General features: G+C 31.0%; 17 protein-coding genes. 7 read left to right on the top strand and 10 right to left on the bottom strand.

The genetic code is table 11. From position 1 onward, the window contains the following. Nucleotides 1-232 precede the first annotated feature (232 nt). From BTO06_RS06320 to BTO06_RS06305, 4 genes are read left to right on the top strand one after another with little or no spacing between them, the layout of a single operon-like run. Nucleotides 233-3,424 carry a LodA/GoxA family CTQ-dependent oxidase gene (locus tag BTO06_RS06320; RefSeq protein WP_100924493.1) on the top strand — a complete coding sequence of 1,064 codons (3,192 nt, stop codon included), beginning with the start codon at nucleotides 233-235 and terminating at the stop codon, nucleotides 3,422-3,424. 14 nt (nucleotides 3,425-3,438) lie between these two features. Further along, nucleotides 3,439-4,578 carry a tryptophan 7-halogenase gene (locus BTO06_RS06315; RefSeq protein WP_157811760.1) on the top strand — a complete coding sequence of 380 codons (1,140 nt, stop codon included), beginning with the start codon at nucleotides 3,439-3,441 and terminating at the stop codon, nucleotides 4,576-4,578. A 42-nt stretch (nucleotides 4,579-4,620) separates the two neighbouring features. Then, on the top strand, nucleotides 4,621-5,094 hold the full coding sequence (locus BTO06_RS06310; protein ID WP_100924491.1) for a nucleoside deaminase: 474 nt from the start codon (nucleotides 4,621-4,623) through the stop codon (nucleotides 5,092-5,094). A gap of 53 nt (nucleotides 5,095-5,147) precedes the next feature. Continuing rightward, entirely contained in the window at nucleotides 5,148-6,017 is an 870-nt protein-coding gene (locus BTO06_RS06305) for an aldose 1-epimerase family protein (RefSeq protein ID WP_100924490.1), read from the top strand. 19 nt (nucleotides 6,018-6,036) lie between these two features. On the opposite strand, the gene BTO06_RS06300 is transcribed toward BTO06_RS06305, so the two are convergent. From BTO06_RS06300 to BTO06_RS06290, 3 genes are all read right to left on the bottom strand, one after another. After that, nucleotides 6,037-6,366, bottom strand: a complete 330-nt coding sequence (locus BTO06_RS06300) for a hypothetical protein (RefSeq protein WP_100924489.1) — start codon at nucleotides 6,364-6,366, stop codon at nucleotides 6,037-6,039. Nucleotides 6,367-6,420: 54 nt separating this feature from the next. Next, complete coding sequence (locus tag BTO06_RS06295) at nucleotides 6,421-6,804, bottom strand: DinB family protein (RefSeq protein ID WP_232731543.1); 384 nt, start codon at nucleotides 6,802-6,804, stop codon at nucleotides 6,421-6,423. A gap of 151 nt (nucleotides 6,805-6,955) precedes the next feature. Then, nucleotides 6,956-7,387, bottom strand: coding sequence for a DUF3995 domain-containing protein (locus BTO06_RS06290; RefSeq protein WP_100924488.1), 432 nt, complete (start codon nucleotides 7,385-7,387; stop codon nucleotides 6,956-6,958). A 53-nt stretch (nucleotides 7,388-7,440) separates the two neighbouring features. Between BTO06_RS06290 and hutI the strand changes: the two genes are divergently transcribed. The 3 genes from hutI to BTO06_RS06275 all read left to right on the top strand — a co-directional run bounded on the left by hutI (nucleotide 7,441) and on the right by BTO06_RS06275 (nucleotide 11,028). Next, complete coding sequence (gene hutI / locus BTO06_RS06285) at nucleotides 7,441-8,676, top strand: imidazolonepropionase (protein ID WP_100924487.1); 1,236 nt, start codon at nucleotides 7,441-7,443, stop codon at nucleotides 8,674-8,676. 2 nt (nucleotides 8,677-8,678) lie between these two features. After that, nucleotides 8,679-9,698, top strand: a complete 1,020-nt coding sequence (locus BTO06_RS06280; protein ID WP_100924486.1) for a formimidoylglutamase — start codon at nucleotides 8,679-8,681, stop codon at nucleotides 9,696-9,698. A 133-nt stretch (nucleotides 9,699-9,831) separates the two neighbouring features. Continuing rightward, on the top strand, nucleotides 9,832-11,028 hold the full coding sequence (locus BTO06_RS06275; protein ID WP_100924485.1) for an MFS transporter: 1,197 nt from the start codon (nucleotides 9,832-9,834) through the stop codon (nucleotides 11,026-11,028). Nucleotides 11,029-11,149: 121 nt separating this feature from the next. On the opposite strand, the gene BTO06_RS06270 is transcribed toward BTO06_RS06275, so the two are convergent. The 7 genes from BTO06_RS06270 to BTO06_RS06240 all read right to left on the bottom strand — a co-directional run bounded on the left by BTO06_RS06270 (nucleotide 11,150) and on the right by BTO06_RS06240 (nucleotide 14,936). Next, a complete protein-coding gene (locus BTO06_RS06270) occupies nucleotides 11,150-11,521 on the bottom strand; it encodes a hypothetical protein (RefSeq protein WP_100924484.1) in 372 nt (123 codons plus the stop codon). A gap of 31 nt (nucleotides 11,522-11,552) precedes the next feature. After that, nucleotides 11,553-12,308: a LytR/AlgR family response regulator transcription factor gene (locus BTO06_RS06265; protein WP_100924483.1), complete on the bottom strand. Its 756-nt coding sequence runs from the start codon at nucleotides 12,306-12,308 to the stop codon at nucleotides 11,553-11,555. 42 nt (nucleotides 12,309-12,350) lie between these two features. Beyond that, complete coding sequence (locus tag BTO06_RS06260) at nucleotides 12,351-12,668, bottom strand: 2TM domain-containing protein (protein ID WP_100924482.1); 318 nt, start codon at nucleotides 12,666-12,668, stop codon at nucleotides 12,351-12,353. A 3-nt stretch (nucleotides 12,669-12,671) separates the two neighbouring features. After that, entirely contained in the window at nucleotides 12,672-13,013 is a 342-nt protein-coding gene (locus tag BTO06_RS06255; RefSeq protein WP_100924481.1) for a 2TM domain-containing protein, read from the bottom strand. After that, complete coding sequence (locus BTO06_RS06250) at nucleotides 13,013-13,297, bottom strand: 2TM domain-containing protein (protein WP_100924480.1); 285 nt, start codon at nucleotides 13,295-13,297, stop codon at nucleotides 13,013-13,015. Before BTO06_RS06250 ends, BTO06_RS06255 begins: the two co-directional genes overlap by 1 nt. 100 nt (nucleotides 13,298-13,397) lie before the next feature. Further along, the gene (locus tag BTO06_RS18980) at nucleotides 13,398-13,490 is read right to left on the bottom strand and encodes a hypothetical protein (protein ID WP_232731527.1); all 93 of its coding nucleotides are present in this window, start codon (nucleotides 13,488-13,490) and stop codon (nucleotides 13,398-13,400) included. A gap of 96 nt (nucleotides 13,491-13,586) precedes the next feature. Next, nucleotides 13,587-14,936, bottom strand: coding sequence for a 2TM domain-containing protein (locus BTO06_RS06240; protein ID WP_100924479.1), 1,350 nt, complete (start codon nucleotides 14,934-14,936; stop codon nucleotides 13,587-13,589). Nucleotides 14,937-14,946: the final 10 nt, after the last annotated feature.

Genomic DNA, 14,946 nt, shown 5'->3' with positions numbered 1-14,946 from the left:
GAATCTACAAAACAACCCAAATCAAAGTCTCATAAAACTGTTAAAAAAAATATTAAAAAGGCACCTAAATGTTAAATAATATAAGCTTTACTAATTACTATTTACATTAAATCCTAAAAAGGAGACACCCATTACTAAAATGGACACGTTCGGGGATAATCCCTTATAACATTCACGTTTTAAAATTTAATTTTAAAACTAATTATTCTCAAAACTTTAAACTGCAAAATCAATGGAAAATTCTATAAATGATAAATCATCAAAATGTTGGAACTGTGATGGTGATATTGAAATTGTAACACAACGTCTAAAAGAGATGTTTGTTGAAATGGGACAAAAAACACGAATTGAAAGAGGGCAAAAACCTGCAGAAAGAGCTGTTTTTAGAAAACAACATGGAATTGCTTATGGTAATTTTGTTGTTAATAAAGATATTGAAGAACGCTTCAAACTAGGAATATTTGCTGGAAATTCTTACGAATGTGCTGTTCGATTTTCTAGTGACACTACTCCTACTTCACCGGATTTACATTCTACTTTGGGTGTTGGACTTAAACTTTTTGGAGTGGATGGTGAAAATATTTTAGATGGTGGAACAAATGCGGATTTCATTATGCAAAATATTGATCGATTTTTTGCAAGAGACGCGCAACAAATGTGTAGTTTCACAACGGCTGGTGTAATTGATAGAGATTATGATTCTTATATCGAAAAACATCCAGAGCTTGCTGCAATTCTTCAAGCAATGACTAAAGAAGAAGCGAGTGTTTTAAGTGCAAGTTACTGGGCGATACTTCCTTTTAAATTAGGAGATAACCAAATTGTAAAATATCGTTTGGTTCCAGAAAATACATATAAAGGAACTCCGTTTAATGAAAATGATTACTTAAAAATCGATCTTGAAAAACGTTTACTACAAGGTGATGCTACGTTCAGATTTGAAATTCAATTAAGAACAAATCCTGAAACAATGCCTATTGATGATGCTCAAGTAGTTTGGAGTACTGAAGAAAGTCCATACATCTGTATAGCAAAACTTCATTTACCTCAACAAAACGTTGCTGCTATCGGTCAGGCAGAATTCGATAGTAATTTAGCTTTTAATATTTGGAGAACATTATCTCAACATGAGCCATTAGGATCAATCGCAGAAGTTAGAAAAGTTGTTTATGCTGCAAGCGCAGAAGCTCGTCATCAAGCGAATGGAGAACTTTTAGAAGAGCCAAAAGAGCGAAATCCGGAGTTTCAAGGAAATACTGATGAGAATGATGATTGCATTATAACTGCTGGTATTTATCCACCAATAGGAATAATGAGGGTTGGAAATAGTCAAAACGAATATTTCCTAGGACCATTAACAGATGAACCTATCGCACAAGAAGACCCTTACGCTTATAGAGATGAATTAGGAGCTTTAAAAAGACAAGCTGCACAATTTAGAATCTATGGTTTTAACGCTGCTGGAAAAGCTATAAAAGAACTAACCGCTGAAAATGCAAATATCACATGGCATTCACATTTAGCGAATCAAAAAGCATCTTGGTATCAATTCCAATTGGCATTAGATATACCTGAAGCTGCCGATGCTCCACCTTCATTTTTAAGAAATATAAATGTTCCAAATCGTGAAACCTTATTAATTGATGGTGGTGCACAATCTATTTCTGGTACAAATATTCAAGATGGACCAATTTTCGAAGGTGAGTTTTTATCTAAAAAAGTGTATTTAGGTGAAATGAGAACTGACGAAAAAGGAAGACTAATCATGTTGGGAGGTCATGGAAAATCTGAAAACATAGACGGTGATATCGCAATTACTTTTGCCAATAATGAAGGATGGTATGATGATACTTCTGACGGACCAATTACTGCCGAAGTTGAATATAATGGAACAAAATTAAAGGTTGATCCTGCCTGGGTTGTTTGTGCTCCACCAGATTATGCTCCAATGCAAAAATCGGTAAGAACAATGTGGGATTTAATGAGAAGTGTTGCTGTAAAATCTGGAATGTTAACAAGACCACAACGTCCTTCTTTTACAAAAGATATATTACCAATATTTCAACGTATGACAGATTTACAATGGGTAAATGCTGGATTTGCTGGAGCTTTTGGATGGGGAGGACAATTCAATTACACTTCGAAAGAATGGGTTAAGAAGCTTGGGAATCCATCTCCAGCCTTTTTAGAAATGAGAAGAACTATTTCTAATAATTTTAGAAGAATTGATGTTACTGGTGCTGAAGCTCCTCAATTATGGCCTTGGTTATATGGAGATGCGATTAGTATTCCTTCAACAGGATCTGTGCGTCAACATGCTACTTTATCAGAATTACAATTAGAGTTTCTAGATCAATGGGTAACTGGAGATTTTGATGCTGATTATATGGATACAGAAGGTTGTCCGTTTCATGAACAACAAAAAACCATAGATGATTTACCTGTTCATGAACAGCCTGATATGTTAACTAAAGCTGCAATGGATTTTTGTTTAGCAGATGCATTCCATCCTGGTTGTGAAATGACTTGGCCTATGCGTTCCTCTGGAATGTATATGGCTCCGTTTAGAGTGAAACATGCAAAAGCTACTCCCCCTGTAAATAATGTTTATTACGGACCAACAATGAATAGTGATACATTAACCTTGGCAAAAGGTCCAATATTAGGAGGACAAGTTGCTGGTGGAATCACACGTTGGATGGCAATTCCTTGGCAAACGGATACTGCAAGTTGTAGAGATGGATATACTACAACTTATGATCCGTATTTACCTACGTTTTGGCCTGCAAGAGTTCCTAATAATATTTTAGATGAAAAACGATACGATCAAACAATAGATAAAAGCTTAGCTGAAGAAACTCGTATGGAAGCTTTTGCGGATAGAGCCGATTGGCTGAGTGATCTTCCGTTGGATGGCGCTGCTCCAAACTACACGAATCAAATTAACAGCATGGTTAAGTATTTTGATAAACTTGCTGTTGTTCAAAAACGACCTGGAGTTTTAAATGATCCAAATTTCCCAGAAGAAATGCAAGTTGGAATTACGCCTACTCCAGAACAAGAACAAGCTTTACTTAGAGCTACTTTAGATGATTTAATGATTACATCAGGAATTGAAACATTAAATAATGACTCTAAAGATTTACTATTATCTGCAATGGATAATTTGTCTCACAAAAATTTACTGAATGAAGAATTGCTATTAAAACGAACTCAAAATGATTTAATTACTCTAGTGAAAAATGAGTTAACTAAAGACTATACTCAGACACCAAATATTATTCAAATGATAAGCTTACTAGCTTCAAAGTTGCATACTATCAATAGAGTCAAGAGTAATTCTCATCAAGGTATAATTCCTAAGAAAACAACAGTTGGTATTCCTGAAAAAATGACTCGTTTCTCGAGGTTTATTCCAAAATAATGAACAATTGTACTATGAACATAAATCATAATACAGAATTCTTAATTATAGGTGGCGGCATTGCGGGTTGCATTGCTGCCATTTCTTTATCTGAAACCTATAATGTAACATTAATAGATAAACTAAAAGAACCAGTAAATAAAGTTGGAGAATCTTTGGCTCCAGCTACACACCGTATTTTTAATGCTCTTGGATTTTCTTTAAATGATAATCAATATAAAAACTTATTTCTAAATAATTTAGGAATGCAATCCTACTGGGGAAGTGATCAATTACAAATACTTGATCATTTGAGAAACCCAGATGGATTATCTAAAAGTGTTGACCGCAAAAAATTAGGCAAATTTCTAAGAGAAAAAGTCTTGGAAAAAGGTGTAAATGGATTTTGGGGATATCGATTATTCAGCAGTGAGTATTCTAACCAAAAATGGAAGATTATTTGTAAAAAGGATAATCCTAAAAACAGAACATCAATTACTATTGATGCTAATTTTGTATTAGATGCTACAGGCAGAAATTCTCATTTTGCTAGAAGTTTAAGTATAAAAAGAACACATTTTGATTCTTTAATATCTTGTTGGTTAACAGTACCAAATACTTCTAAAAACACTATGAGTTCTATTATAAGTGATGAATTTGGCTGGTGGTATTCTGCGGTTTTACCGGAAAACAAACGGGTAATTTCTTATCAAACAGATTCAGATATATTTGATAAAAAAGTATTCAAAAACTTTAACTCATTTTCGCAGCTTTTACGAAAGAACAATACTATTAATAAACTAGTAGAGCATGATACTGACGAAGTTGAATTTCATGGTGTGGTAAGTGCTAATTCTACAAAACTAAATACGGTAGTTGGTCAAAAATGGTTGGCATTAGGTGATGCTGCTATAAGTTTTGATCCTTTGTCTTCTCAAGGAATGTTTAATGCCATGGCTAATGCCATGCAAGTTTCTGAATTATTGAAAACATATCAACTTTCCGATTTATCCGACTCTGAAAAAATGGATCAATTTTCAAAACAATATAATTCACAAATAGAATCCGTTTGGGCGCACTATTTAAAACATAAGAATATTTTTTATGGAGCAGAAACACGTTGGATAAATTCGATTTTTTGGAAAAGAAGGCTCGAAAATGATTTCGTATTATAAAATCTGCTATTTTTGTTGCCCTTTTTTCTTTAAAATAAAAACATGAATACACACGAAGAATATATGAGCGAAGCAGTAAAAGCTGCTTTAAGAGGAATGCAAAACAATGAAGGTGGTCCGTTTGGATGTATTATTGTTAAAGACGGAGAAATTGTTGGTCGCGGAAATAATAAAGTTACATCAACAAATGATCCTACAGCACATGCAGAAGTTACTGCCATTAGAGATGCTTGTAAAAACTTAGGAACTTTTCAATTAGACGGTTGTATTGTATATACCTCTTGTGAACCTTGTCCGATGTGTTTAGGAGCAATTTACTGGGCAAGACCAGATAAGGTTTATTATGGAAGTAATCAAGTGGATGCTGCCAATATTGGATTTGATGATGAATTCATTTATAAAGAAATTCCTTTACCATACGAGAAAAGAAGTATTCCTTTTGAACAAATAGGAAGAGATATCGCATTAGAGCCATTTCAAAAGTGGTCAGAAAAAGACGATAAAATCGAATATTAAAATTTATAATCCTTACCTTATTGGTAAGGATTTTTTATTTCAAAGAAAAAGAAATGATTGTATTAGAAAACGATAAAATTAAAGCAAATATCGCATTATTTGGAGCAGAATTAACTAAACTTTATTCAAAAGAAACTCAATTAGATTATCTATGGCTCGGGGATCCTAAGTTCTGGAAACGCCACGCTCCTATTCTATTTCCTATTGTTGGAAAATTAAAAGATCATACCTATTATGTTGCAAATAAAGAATATCATTTACCACAACATGGATTTGCTCGCGATAACAAATTTGTAATTATTTCTCAGTCTGAGAATAAAGCACTGTTTGAATTAGCTTTTTCTGAAAAAACCTTAGAAATATATCCTTATAAATTTAAGCTACAAATTACCTATGAATTGAAGGCAAATATTTTGGAAATAACCTATCAAGTTATAAATATTGATAAACAGTCTATATTCTTTTCAATCGGAGCACATCCAGCTTTTAAATGTCCAATAGTAAATGATACTTCATTTGCTGATTATTATATAGAATTTCAATATCAAGAGAAACCTCTTCAATATTCATTAAATAAAGAAAATGGATTACGAATAGAAAAGCCCGCATCTATAGAATTACCTACTCAACTTTCTCTTGATTATACTTTATTTGAAGATGATGCTTTAATCTATAAGAATATTAAATCGAATATCATTTCATTACAATCTTCGAGACATAAGCATGGAATTAACTTTCATTGCTCAAACTGGGAATACTTTGCCTTTTGGACAAAAAAAGATGCGCCGTTTATTTGTTTTGAGCCATGGATGGGAGCAGCTGATTTAGAAAATACGAATCAAGACTTTACCAATAAAGACGGAATTATTGAATTACCTGTAAATAAAGAATTTAAGCAGCATTATGCTATTGAGTTATTTTAATATTTTATGATATTTGAAATTAATCTTTAATGAAACTTGTTTCGGTTTCTCCATCTGGTGATATATCAAGAAAATTACGATTTATCCAAAGAACACCATTACCTTGTTTTTCAAAATTATTTCCTAACTCGTTATAATTATACCATTCACTAAATTCTAAAATACAACTATTCTCAATTCGTTTCCAATTGCCTATATGTTTCAATTCAATGTCTTTCTCCCTATAAATATGTTCAAATGTTCCATCCTTGTTCAATAACAAAAAATTCTCAGCATCTAGATTGTTTTCACATTTATATATCCCATATACTTCATTAGTACAATCCCTTAAGTCAAGACAACCTGACATAGGAAAAATTAGAATCAAAAAGAGTAAGTATTTAAATCTCAAAATATGACAACTTTATAAATAACGCTCTTTTACAACATTTAAATGGTGTTGTTGATGACCAGCCAGAACCATTCCTAAGGCTCTCACAGAAATCTTATTTCCTGAACCTGTTCCTGTTTTTAGTAAATCATCGTGAGTAAAACTTTTAAATAATTGAATAGTTCCTTTTCTTAAAACATCCATTTCATCTAACAATTCGTTATAATCTCTTTGCTGTGCAACAGAATTAACAACAAATAAGTCCTGGTCAAAACCCGGTAAATCTTGTTGATCATTTCTTGCAAAACTCAGTGCACGATAACAAAAAACACGTTCAGTATCAATAATATGCTGAATAAGTTCTTTTATAGTCCATTTTCCCTCAGCATAAGCAAAGTTCTCTTTTTCTTTTGAAATGTTTCTAAGTGTGTTTTCAAAATCAGTTTGTGCTGCTTCTAAATTCTCTATAATTGAATTTTATTCTGGTAATAATGAAATAAATGGTGTGTAATACGGTACGTATTCTGTAGTTGGTATCATTTAAAAATATTTGTTCCAACTAAATTAATCAATTTCCCAAGATTACAATTAAAATTCCAGCTATTCCTAGAAATACACACAAAGGCGAAAAATACTTTGAATCATTCTTAGCAAATTTTGTTCCTTTTATTTTTTTAAAGAAGCCCACATATTTAAAATCACCTATAGCTCTAATAATAAAAATTGAGGAAAAAATAATTACCCCAAATTCTTTCAAAAACTTTGGTAGAAAAGAAACCTTATAAACTTTAGCGGCGTCTGCATAAACCAATGCAACTAAGAATAGAAATACAGCTACTAAAAAAGTTAAGAAAGGTGGTGCTTTGAAAACTTTATTTTCATTTTGTGCTGTAGGAATAACTCCACCTAAAGCATAAACCCCTCCAAAAGCCCAATACACATGCAAAAGTGATAAGACTAAAAATATGAAACCACTTGTAATCCCTAGAAAAAATACCATAATAATTCGTTTTTTAATGTAAGTTTGTCTTTACTCAAAGTTAAAAAGCTTTTATGGTAACAATATTGACAAATATCAAGGAATTAATTCAGGTTAGAGAAAGTAATATTCAGAAAGTCTCTGGTGAAGATATGAAGAGTCTTCCAACTCTTAAAAATGCGTTTTTAGTAATTGAAAATGATAGAATTGCTGATTATGGTACAATGAACAAAATTCCTTCTTATCAAAGTGCTATGATTGTTGATTGTAAAGGAAAAATGGTATTTCCTTCTTGGTGTGATAGTCATACACATATTGTTTATGCTGGAAATAGAGAACAGGAATTCGTCGATAGAATTGATGGATTGACTTACGAAGAAATTGCCAATCGCGGTGGTGGTATTTTAAATTCAGCAAAAAAACTACAAGAAACTTCAGAAGAAGAATTGTATGAGCAATCGAGTAAAAGACTAAAAGAAATCATAAGTTTAGGAACTGGTGCAGTTGAAATTAAATCTGGTTATGGTTTAACTGTTGAAGCTGAACTAAAAATACTTCGCGTAATTAGAAAGTTAAGAGAAACTTTTTCTTTACCCATAAAAGCAACATTTTTAGGAGCACATGCCTTTCCATCTGAGTACAAAGAAAATAAAGAAGCCTATATTGATTTAATTATTAACGAAATGCTACCTGAAATAGCTAAGGAGAAATTGGCTGATTTCATTGATGCTTTTTGTGAAACTGGATATTTTTCAGTGGAACAAACAGGAAGAGTAATTGATGCGGGTAAAAAATACGGATTAATTCCAAAAATTCATGTGAATCAGTTTACCTCTATTGGAGGATTACAAGTAAGTGTTGCTAAAGGAGCTTTATCTGTTGATCATTTAGAAATAATGACTGAAAGTGATATTGAAGCTTTAAAAGGAAGTGATACAATGCCTGTAGCGCTACCTTCTTGCTCTTACTTTCTGAGTATTCCTTATACTCCAGCAAGAGAAATAATGAATGCTGATTTACCATTAGCTTTAGCAACGGATTATAATCCTGGTTCAACTCCTTCTGGTAATATGAATTTTGTAGTTTCTACGGCTTGTATAAAAATGAAAATGACTCCGGAAGAAGCAATTAATGCAGCAACTATAAACGGAGCATATGCAATGGACTTATCTAACGAAGTTGGTTCTATCACAAAAGGAAAAAAAGCAAATTTCTTTATCACGAAAGAAATTCCTTCATATGGATATTTACCATACAGCTTCGGTTCTAATGTAATTGAATCTGTATATCTTAACGGAAAACGTATCTAATCATGTTACAAACTTTTTCTCAAGAAAATATTAATGAGTTTGTTTCCACTAGAAATGGAGAAACAAAATTGGGTGAATATGTTCAATGTATTTCTAATAATAAGAACGTTGAAGACGAATTGAACAGCTCAAATGCCAAATTCGTTATTATTGGTATTCCTGAAGATATCGGTGTGCAGATGAATTATGGAAATCCTGGTGCTCATACAGCATTTATTCCTGCGTTAAAAGCTTTACTGAATACACAACAAAATCAGTTTATAAATGGGACTGAGATTTTGGTACTAGGATATTTGGATTTCTTGAATGAAGTTGCGAATTTTAATCCTTCCGATCGAAAAAAGGGAAATGAACTTGTTGAAGCCATAGATACTGAACTTTCGAAATGGATTAGAATAATTTCTTCAAGCGGAAAAACACCGATTATTATCGGAGGTGGACATAACAATGCTTATGGAAATTTAAAAGGATTATCTGAAGCAAAAAAAGATGCCATAAATGTGGTGAATCTTGATGCACATACTGATTTAAGAAAGTTAGAAGAACGTCATAGTGGGAATGGGTTTTCGTATGCTTTAAAAAATCAATTTCTCGATAAGTATTTCATGTTTGGTTTACATGAAAATTATACTCCACAATATATATTCGAATACATACATGATCATATTAATTTAGATTATAACATGTATGAAGAAATGGAAGTGTATCAAACTACATCTTTTAATAGTGAATTGCAACGAGCTTTAAACTTTGTTTCTGAAAAATCATTTGGTATTGAAATAGACTTAGATTGTATTCAATACTTTCCAAGCAGCGCAATGACTCCGAGTGGTTTTACTCCGAAACAAACAAGACAGTTCGTAAATTACTTTGGAAAACATGAAAACGCATCTTATTTACATATATGTGAAGGAGCGCCATCTGTTTCTAATGAAAATACGGCTACAACTCAAGTTGGGAAATTTATAAGTTACTTAATTACAGATTTTATTAAGGCTACAAACTTTGGACAAAACAAATAGTTTACTGGATGTCAAAATTTTAAAAAGTTCTTTTTTTGAAGTTAATTTTGATAATCAATAAATATTTTGTTACCCTTAAATTAAAAAAACTATAATACTTAAGCATATTTAAAAAAAGCTTACTATATTTAAAATGGTAAGTTTTTTCCCTAAAATTGAAACTTTGCATAGGAAAGTCTTTTTTTTAATTATAATAGTTACTGCTCAGTTTCTATGTACCTCATTATGGTTCGCAGGTAATGGAGTGATGAGTTATTTAATAGATGAATTTAATTTATTAGAAAACTCTTTAGCAAATTTAACTTCAGCTGTTCAACTTGGATTTATTTCTGGCACCTTAATTTTTGCATTACTCAATATTGCAGATCGTTTTTCTCCTTCTAAAGTATTTTTCTTTTGTTCATTAATTGGCGCCTTATTCAATTTAGGTATTATGATTAATTCTAATACTATTGTTAGCTTAATCGTATTACGCTTTTTTACGGGGTTCTTTTTAGCCGGAATTTATCCAATTGGGATGAAAATTGCTGCAGATCATTTTAAAAAACAACTTGGGAAATCTTTAGGTTTTTTAGTTGGTGCTTTAGTATTAGGAACTGCTTTTCCTCATTTATTATCCGTTTTAAAAACATCTTTTCCTTGGGAATCAGTAATTGCGAGTACATCAATTCTTGCTGTTTTAGGAGGAGGTGCTATTTTAGCTTTTGTGCCTGATGGTCCTCACCGAAAGAAGAGCTCAAAATTAAAATTAGGTGCAATAATCCAAGTATTTAAAAACAAACCTTTTAGATCTGCCGCTTTCGGATACTTTGGTCATATGTGGGAATTATATACTTTTTGGACATTTGTTCCTATAATTCTTAAGATGTATAATGATTCACATGCTAATGATACAATTAATATTTCCTTGTGGGCATTTATAATCATTTCAATTGGAAGTATTGCATGTGTTAGCGCAGGTTATCTATCCTTAAGATGGAAAGAAAAAAGTATTGCAATGATAGCATTAAGCATCTCTGGAATTTGCTGTTTAGTGTCTCCCTCTATTTTTTACCTAAATAAAGTATCACTGTTAATATTCTTATTAATTTGGGGGTATACTGTGATAATGGATTCTCCCTTATTTTCTACTTTGGTGGCAAAAAACGCGGATTCTGAAATTAAGGGAACTGCCTTGACTATTGTTAATTGTATTGGTTTTTCATTGACAATATTAAGTCTACAAACTATTAATATAATTGGAAATTATATACCTAAAGAATACTTGTTCACTGTGTTAGCAATTGGACCAATATTCGGGTTGATAATGTTATCGAAAAAATTAAATTAAACATAATAACTATAACGTATTTACTATCTTTGAACAAAAAGTATAGTTTAAAGTTAAATTTAGTATTAAAAATGTAAGCTATTTATTTACAACTGATTAAAAAATATAAAATAAAAGCACATCAAGCTAGTCTATTAAATGCTATATTACTAATCGTTTTATCTTCTTGGGGATATTTTTCTTCAGAAACACCTTCTATTACTGCTATTATTCCTGCAATAATTGGAGTAATTTTATTTTTATTAAATAAAGGAGTTAAAAATGAAAACAAAGTAATTGCACACATTGCTGTTTTATTAACTTTATTGATTTTATTCGGTCTAGTAAAACCTCTAACAGGTGCTTTAGATCGTGGAGATAATCTGGCGGTAATCAGAGTTGTAATTATGATTGTAAGTACCATATTTGCAATGGTATTTTTTATAAAGAGCTTTATTGATGCTCGAAAAAATAAAGAAGCATAAAATTTTCTTCTAAAAAAATTAAAAGCCATTGTTTAGCAAGACAATGGCTTTTTTATTCCATTAATCTATCCAATTTTTAAAATCTTTTACTCGCTCTCTACTAACTATAATTTCTTGTTCATCATAAGAATGCAAAACAAGTTTTAATCTAGAATTACTATAAGCTACAATATCTTTTATAGCATTAATATGAACAATAAATGTTCTATTTACTCTAAAGAATACCTCTGGGTTAAGCTGATCATGCCAATGTTCTAAAGAATGATCTATAAGGTAGTTTCTATTTTCACTTGTATGAATGTAAGTAGATTTATTTTCAGAATACAAACATTCTATATTATCAGTGTGTATAATTTTAATATGTTGTCCGATTTTAATAGTAAAACGTTTCTTATACTTTCTATCAATCGGATTTATTAAAAGCTTACGAATTTCATCAATGTTCACTTGTAAACTACTTTCCGTAGGCTGTTGCTGCTTATACTTATCAACAGCAACTTTTAACTCATCGTCGTCGATGGGTTTTAATAAATAATCAATAGAATTTAGTTTAAACGCTTTTAACGCATATTCATCATAAGCAGTGGTAAAAATAATTGCCGACTTCACAGGAATTTCTTCAAAAATCTCAAATGACAAACCATCTGATAATTGAATATCTAAGAATATCAAATCTGGATGTTCATTAGATTCGAACCAATTTAATGCTTCCTCAACAGAATGCAACATGGTATTCACCTCAATATCAAGATGATTTAACATTCTATTTAATCGTCTTGCTGCTGGCTTCTCGTCTTCAATGATAAGTACATTCATGATAATCTGTTTTGTAGTAAGCTTTTTTAAAACTATAAAATTTTATCTAATTTTATTTATTTGTTTTTCAATTTGTCTTTCCTCCCAATCTTTTCCAAGAAAAAAATTCATTCCAAATAATTTAAACGCTTGAATTACAATTGCAATTCCCCAAAAAAACCATACCGTATAGATATTCAAATCATATATAGGTAATTCAACGGTTTCTCCGTTTGAGAGGTTTTTAGAAATTTTTAAAATTGATATCATCAAGTTAACAGCTGCATAAACAATTAGATGTTTATAAAACTTCTTAAGATCTTCTAATCGATTTTTTGCAAGTAAATACTGAGTTTCTTCTATATGATTTTCTGCAAACATAAATTATTTCTTTAGTAATTTTTGATCTCTTCTATTGTCTACTTCCATCAACTCTCTGATTTTCCTTTCTTCCCAGTCCTTAGAAATTACATTTCCAAAACCAAAAACCCCTAACCAATGAAAACACAAACCTATTCCCCAAAATATCCATGTTGAATATGCTCCAAAATGTGTAATAGAATCTATAAAACTATTTCCATCTTTCATTAATCCGAAAACAATAATTGCTGTTAAAAAGATATTTACGCCAACATATGAAGCTAAATGTCCGTAAAATCCTTTAATATCTTTCACTCTTTTTTTCGCTTTCAAATAGCGTTGTTCTTCTGAATAATTTGATTTCATTATTGATTATTTTTGTTCATTAATTCACGAATCTTCTTTTCTTCCCAATCTTTCCCTAAAAGGTTTTCATTAAATGCTAAAAACCCATGAATTCCTATAGCAGCACCCCATCCTAATACCGAAAACCAAAACCATTGAAACTGTGGTGATGTTAGTAAGTTTACCGCAATAATTATCGGAGTATTTAAAAGGAAAAGTGTTAAGTGAATATAAAAACCTTTAATTTCTTTGACTTTCTTTTTTGCTTTTAAATATTTATGTTCTTCTATGTATTTATTTTCCATTTCTATAATCTTGTTCCTTTAATTCTTTAATTTTTATCTCTTCCCAATCTTTTCCTTAAAAGATTTTATATCCTTCAAAAGTTTGAAGTGCATGCAGTGCTTAACCTTCTCCCCATCCTATTATTAAAAACCAAAACCAGTGTTGCTTAGATGTGAATTTTAAATTGATTCCTATGATTACTGCAATATTCACTACGTAAACGAAAAGGTGACTATAAAAGTCTTTGATTTTCTTTACTCTTTTTTTGTGCTCTAATATATCTCAACTCATCTTCTTCCCTTCTCATCACTAGAATTTATCTTTCCTCATTAATTCTTTGATCTTCTTTTCTTCCCAGTCTTTTCCTAAGAACAAGCTATAGTTATAAGCTTCTAATCCGTGGAATAAAACTCCGATTCCCCATCCAATAATTGGAAAATAAAACCAATGAAATTGTGGTGAAAAACGTAAGTTAATGAAGATGAATATTGGAATAAATATCAAGTACGTAATTAAGTTTTGATAAAATTCTTTCATCTTTTCTACTTTCTCAACTGCTTTTATATATCTACTATTTTCAAAATCGTCTATAATTTTCATTGTATTGTTTGTTTTAAGTAACAGTGGCAAACTCACCGTAAATATTTTGTTGTTATTTTCAATATGCACCTCTTCTTCAGAAATCAAACCATATCTATCAGCAATATTTTGTAATCCAACTTTGGTGCTTTTCTTGCCAATAGCTTCTTTTGGGTTGACATTATTTTGAATTTTTAAATATCCTCGATCTTCAAATATTGAAATCTTCAATGGTTTTGAACTGGAAACTACATTGTGCTTTACAGCGTTTTCTAGTAATAACTGCAACGATAACGGAACTATTTTCAACTCACTATTACTCACCGAACTTGGAACCTCAAATTCTAGTGCATCTTCAAAACGCATTTGCAATAATTCCATATATGTTTTCGCAAATTTCAGTTCCTCGGAAATAGGAATTAACTCTTTATTTCTCTGTTCTAAAACGTATCGATAAACTTTAGAAAGTTTTGTTGTAAACTTCTCAGCTTGCATTGGATTCTCTCCAATTAAGGAAGTCAATACATTCAAACTATTGAATAAGAAATGTGGATCAATTTGACTCTTTAATGTTTCAAACTTTGCGGTCTCAGTTTTTGCTACAATTTGTTGTTGTGTTGTTTCCTGATTCAATGTTTTTTTCCATTCATTCATGAAACTTTTCGCATGGAAAAACGCTGCAACACCAAGAGAAAGAACTATCGCGAATAAGTGAGCAAATAATAGTCTATCACTGAATAAAACATTAAAATCATTATTAAAAACTAAGACATACTGGATATAATGAATTAAGAAAACTCCTAAAGTTGTATAAATTACTGTTGCAATAATTCCTGCCCAAACTCTACTATTTGTTTGTTTGACCCAATCCCATTTTCCATTTAAAAATTCATTTATAACACCATTACCTAAACCCAGAATAAAAGAGTATAAAGCTGAAAACAAAAAGACTATACTTGCTCCTCTTACACTAAACTGTCTGTTAATTAGAGTGAATAAAACCCCAAAAAATAAAGTCATTTTTAAACAAACAATTAAGTCTTTTTTAAACTCACTTCTAAAGTAATTTGCTATACTCATATTCCAGCTT

The organism is Tenacibaculum sp. SZ-18, from assembly GCF_002813915.1.
Lineage (GTDB): Bacteria > Bacteroidota > Bacteroidia > Flavobacteriales > Flavobacteriaceae > Polaribacter.
Note: the sequence above shows the minus strand (reverse complement) of the source record. Positions and strands in the feature narration are given on the sequence as shown.

Coding starts and splice junctions, on each gene's coding strand:
- BTO06_RS06290 (WP_100924488.1), bottom strand. CDS start 7,387: ATGGTATTTTTTCTAGGGATTACAAGTGGTTTCATATTTTTAGTCTTA.
- BTO06_RS06315 (WP_157811760.1), top strand. CDS start 3,439: ATGAACATAAATCATAATACAGAATTCTTAATTATAGGTGGCGGCATT.
- BTO06_RS06320 (WP_100924493.1), top strand. CDS start 233: ATGGAAAATTCTATAAATGATAAATCATCAAAATGTTGGAACTGTGAT.
- BTO06_RS06250 (WP_100924480.1), bottom strand. CDS start 13,297: ATGGAAAATAAATACATAGAAGAACATAAATATTTAAAAGCAAAAAAG.
- BTO06_RS06280 (WP_100924486.1), top strand. CDS start 8,679: ATGTTACAAACTTTTTCTCAAGAAAATATTAATGAGTTTGTTTCCACT.
- BTO06_RS06275 (WP_100924485.1), top strand. CDS start 9,832: ATGGTAAGTTTTTTCCCTAAAATTGAAACTTTGCATAGGAAAGTCTTT.
- BTO06_RS06260 (WP_100924482.1), bottom strand. CDS start 12,668: ATGTTTGCAGAAAATCATATAGAAGAAACTCAGTATTTACTTGCAAAA.
- BTO06_RS06310 (WP_100924491.1), top strand. CDS start 4,621: ATGAATACACACGAAGAATATATGAGCGAAGCAGTAAAAGCTGCTTTA.
- BTO06_RS06240 (WP_100924479.1), bottom strand. CDS start 14,936: ATGAGTATAGCAAATTACTTTAGAAGTGAGTTTAAAAAAGACTTAATT.
- hutI (WP_100924487.1), top strand. CDS start 7,441: ATGGTAACAATATTGACAAATATCAAGGAATTAATTCAGGTTAGAGAA.
- BTO06_RS06270 (WP_100924484.1), bottom strand. CDS start 11,521: ATGGCTTTTAATTTTTTTAGAAGAAAATTTTATGCTTCTTTATTTTTT.
- BTO06_RS06305 (WP_100924490.1), top strand. CDS start 5,148: ATGATTGTATTAGAAAACGATAAAATTAAAGCAAATATCGCATTATTT.
- BTO06_RS06265 (WP_100924483.1), bottom strand. CDS start 12,308: ATGAATGTACTTATCATTGAAGACGAGAAGCCAGCAGCAAGACGATTA.
- BTO06_RS06255 (WP_100924481.1), bottom strand. CDS start 13,013: ATGAAATCAAATTATTCAGAAGAACAACGCTATTTGAAAGCGAAAAAA.
- BTO06_RS06300 (WP_100924489.1), bottom strand. CDS start 6,366: ATGTCAGGTTGTCTTGACTTAAGGGATTGTACTAATGAAGTATATGGG.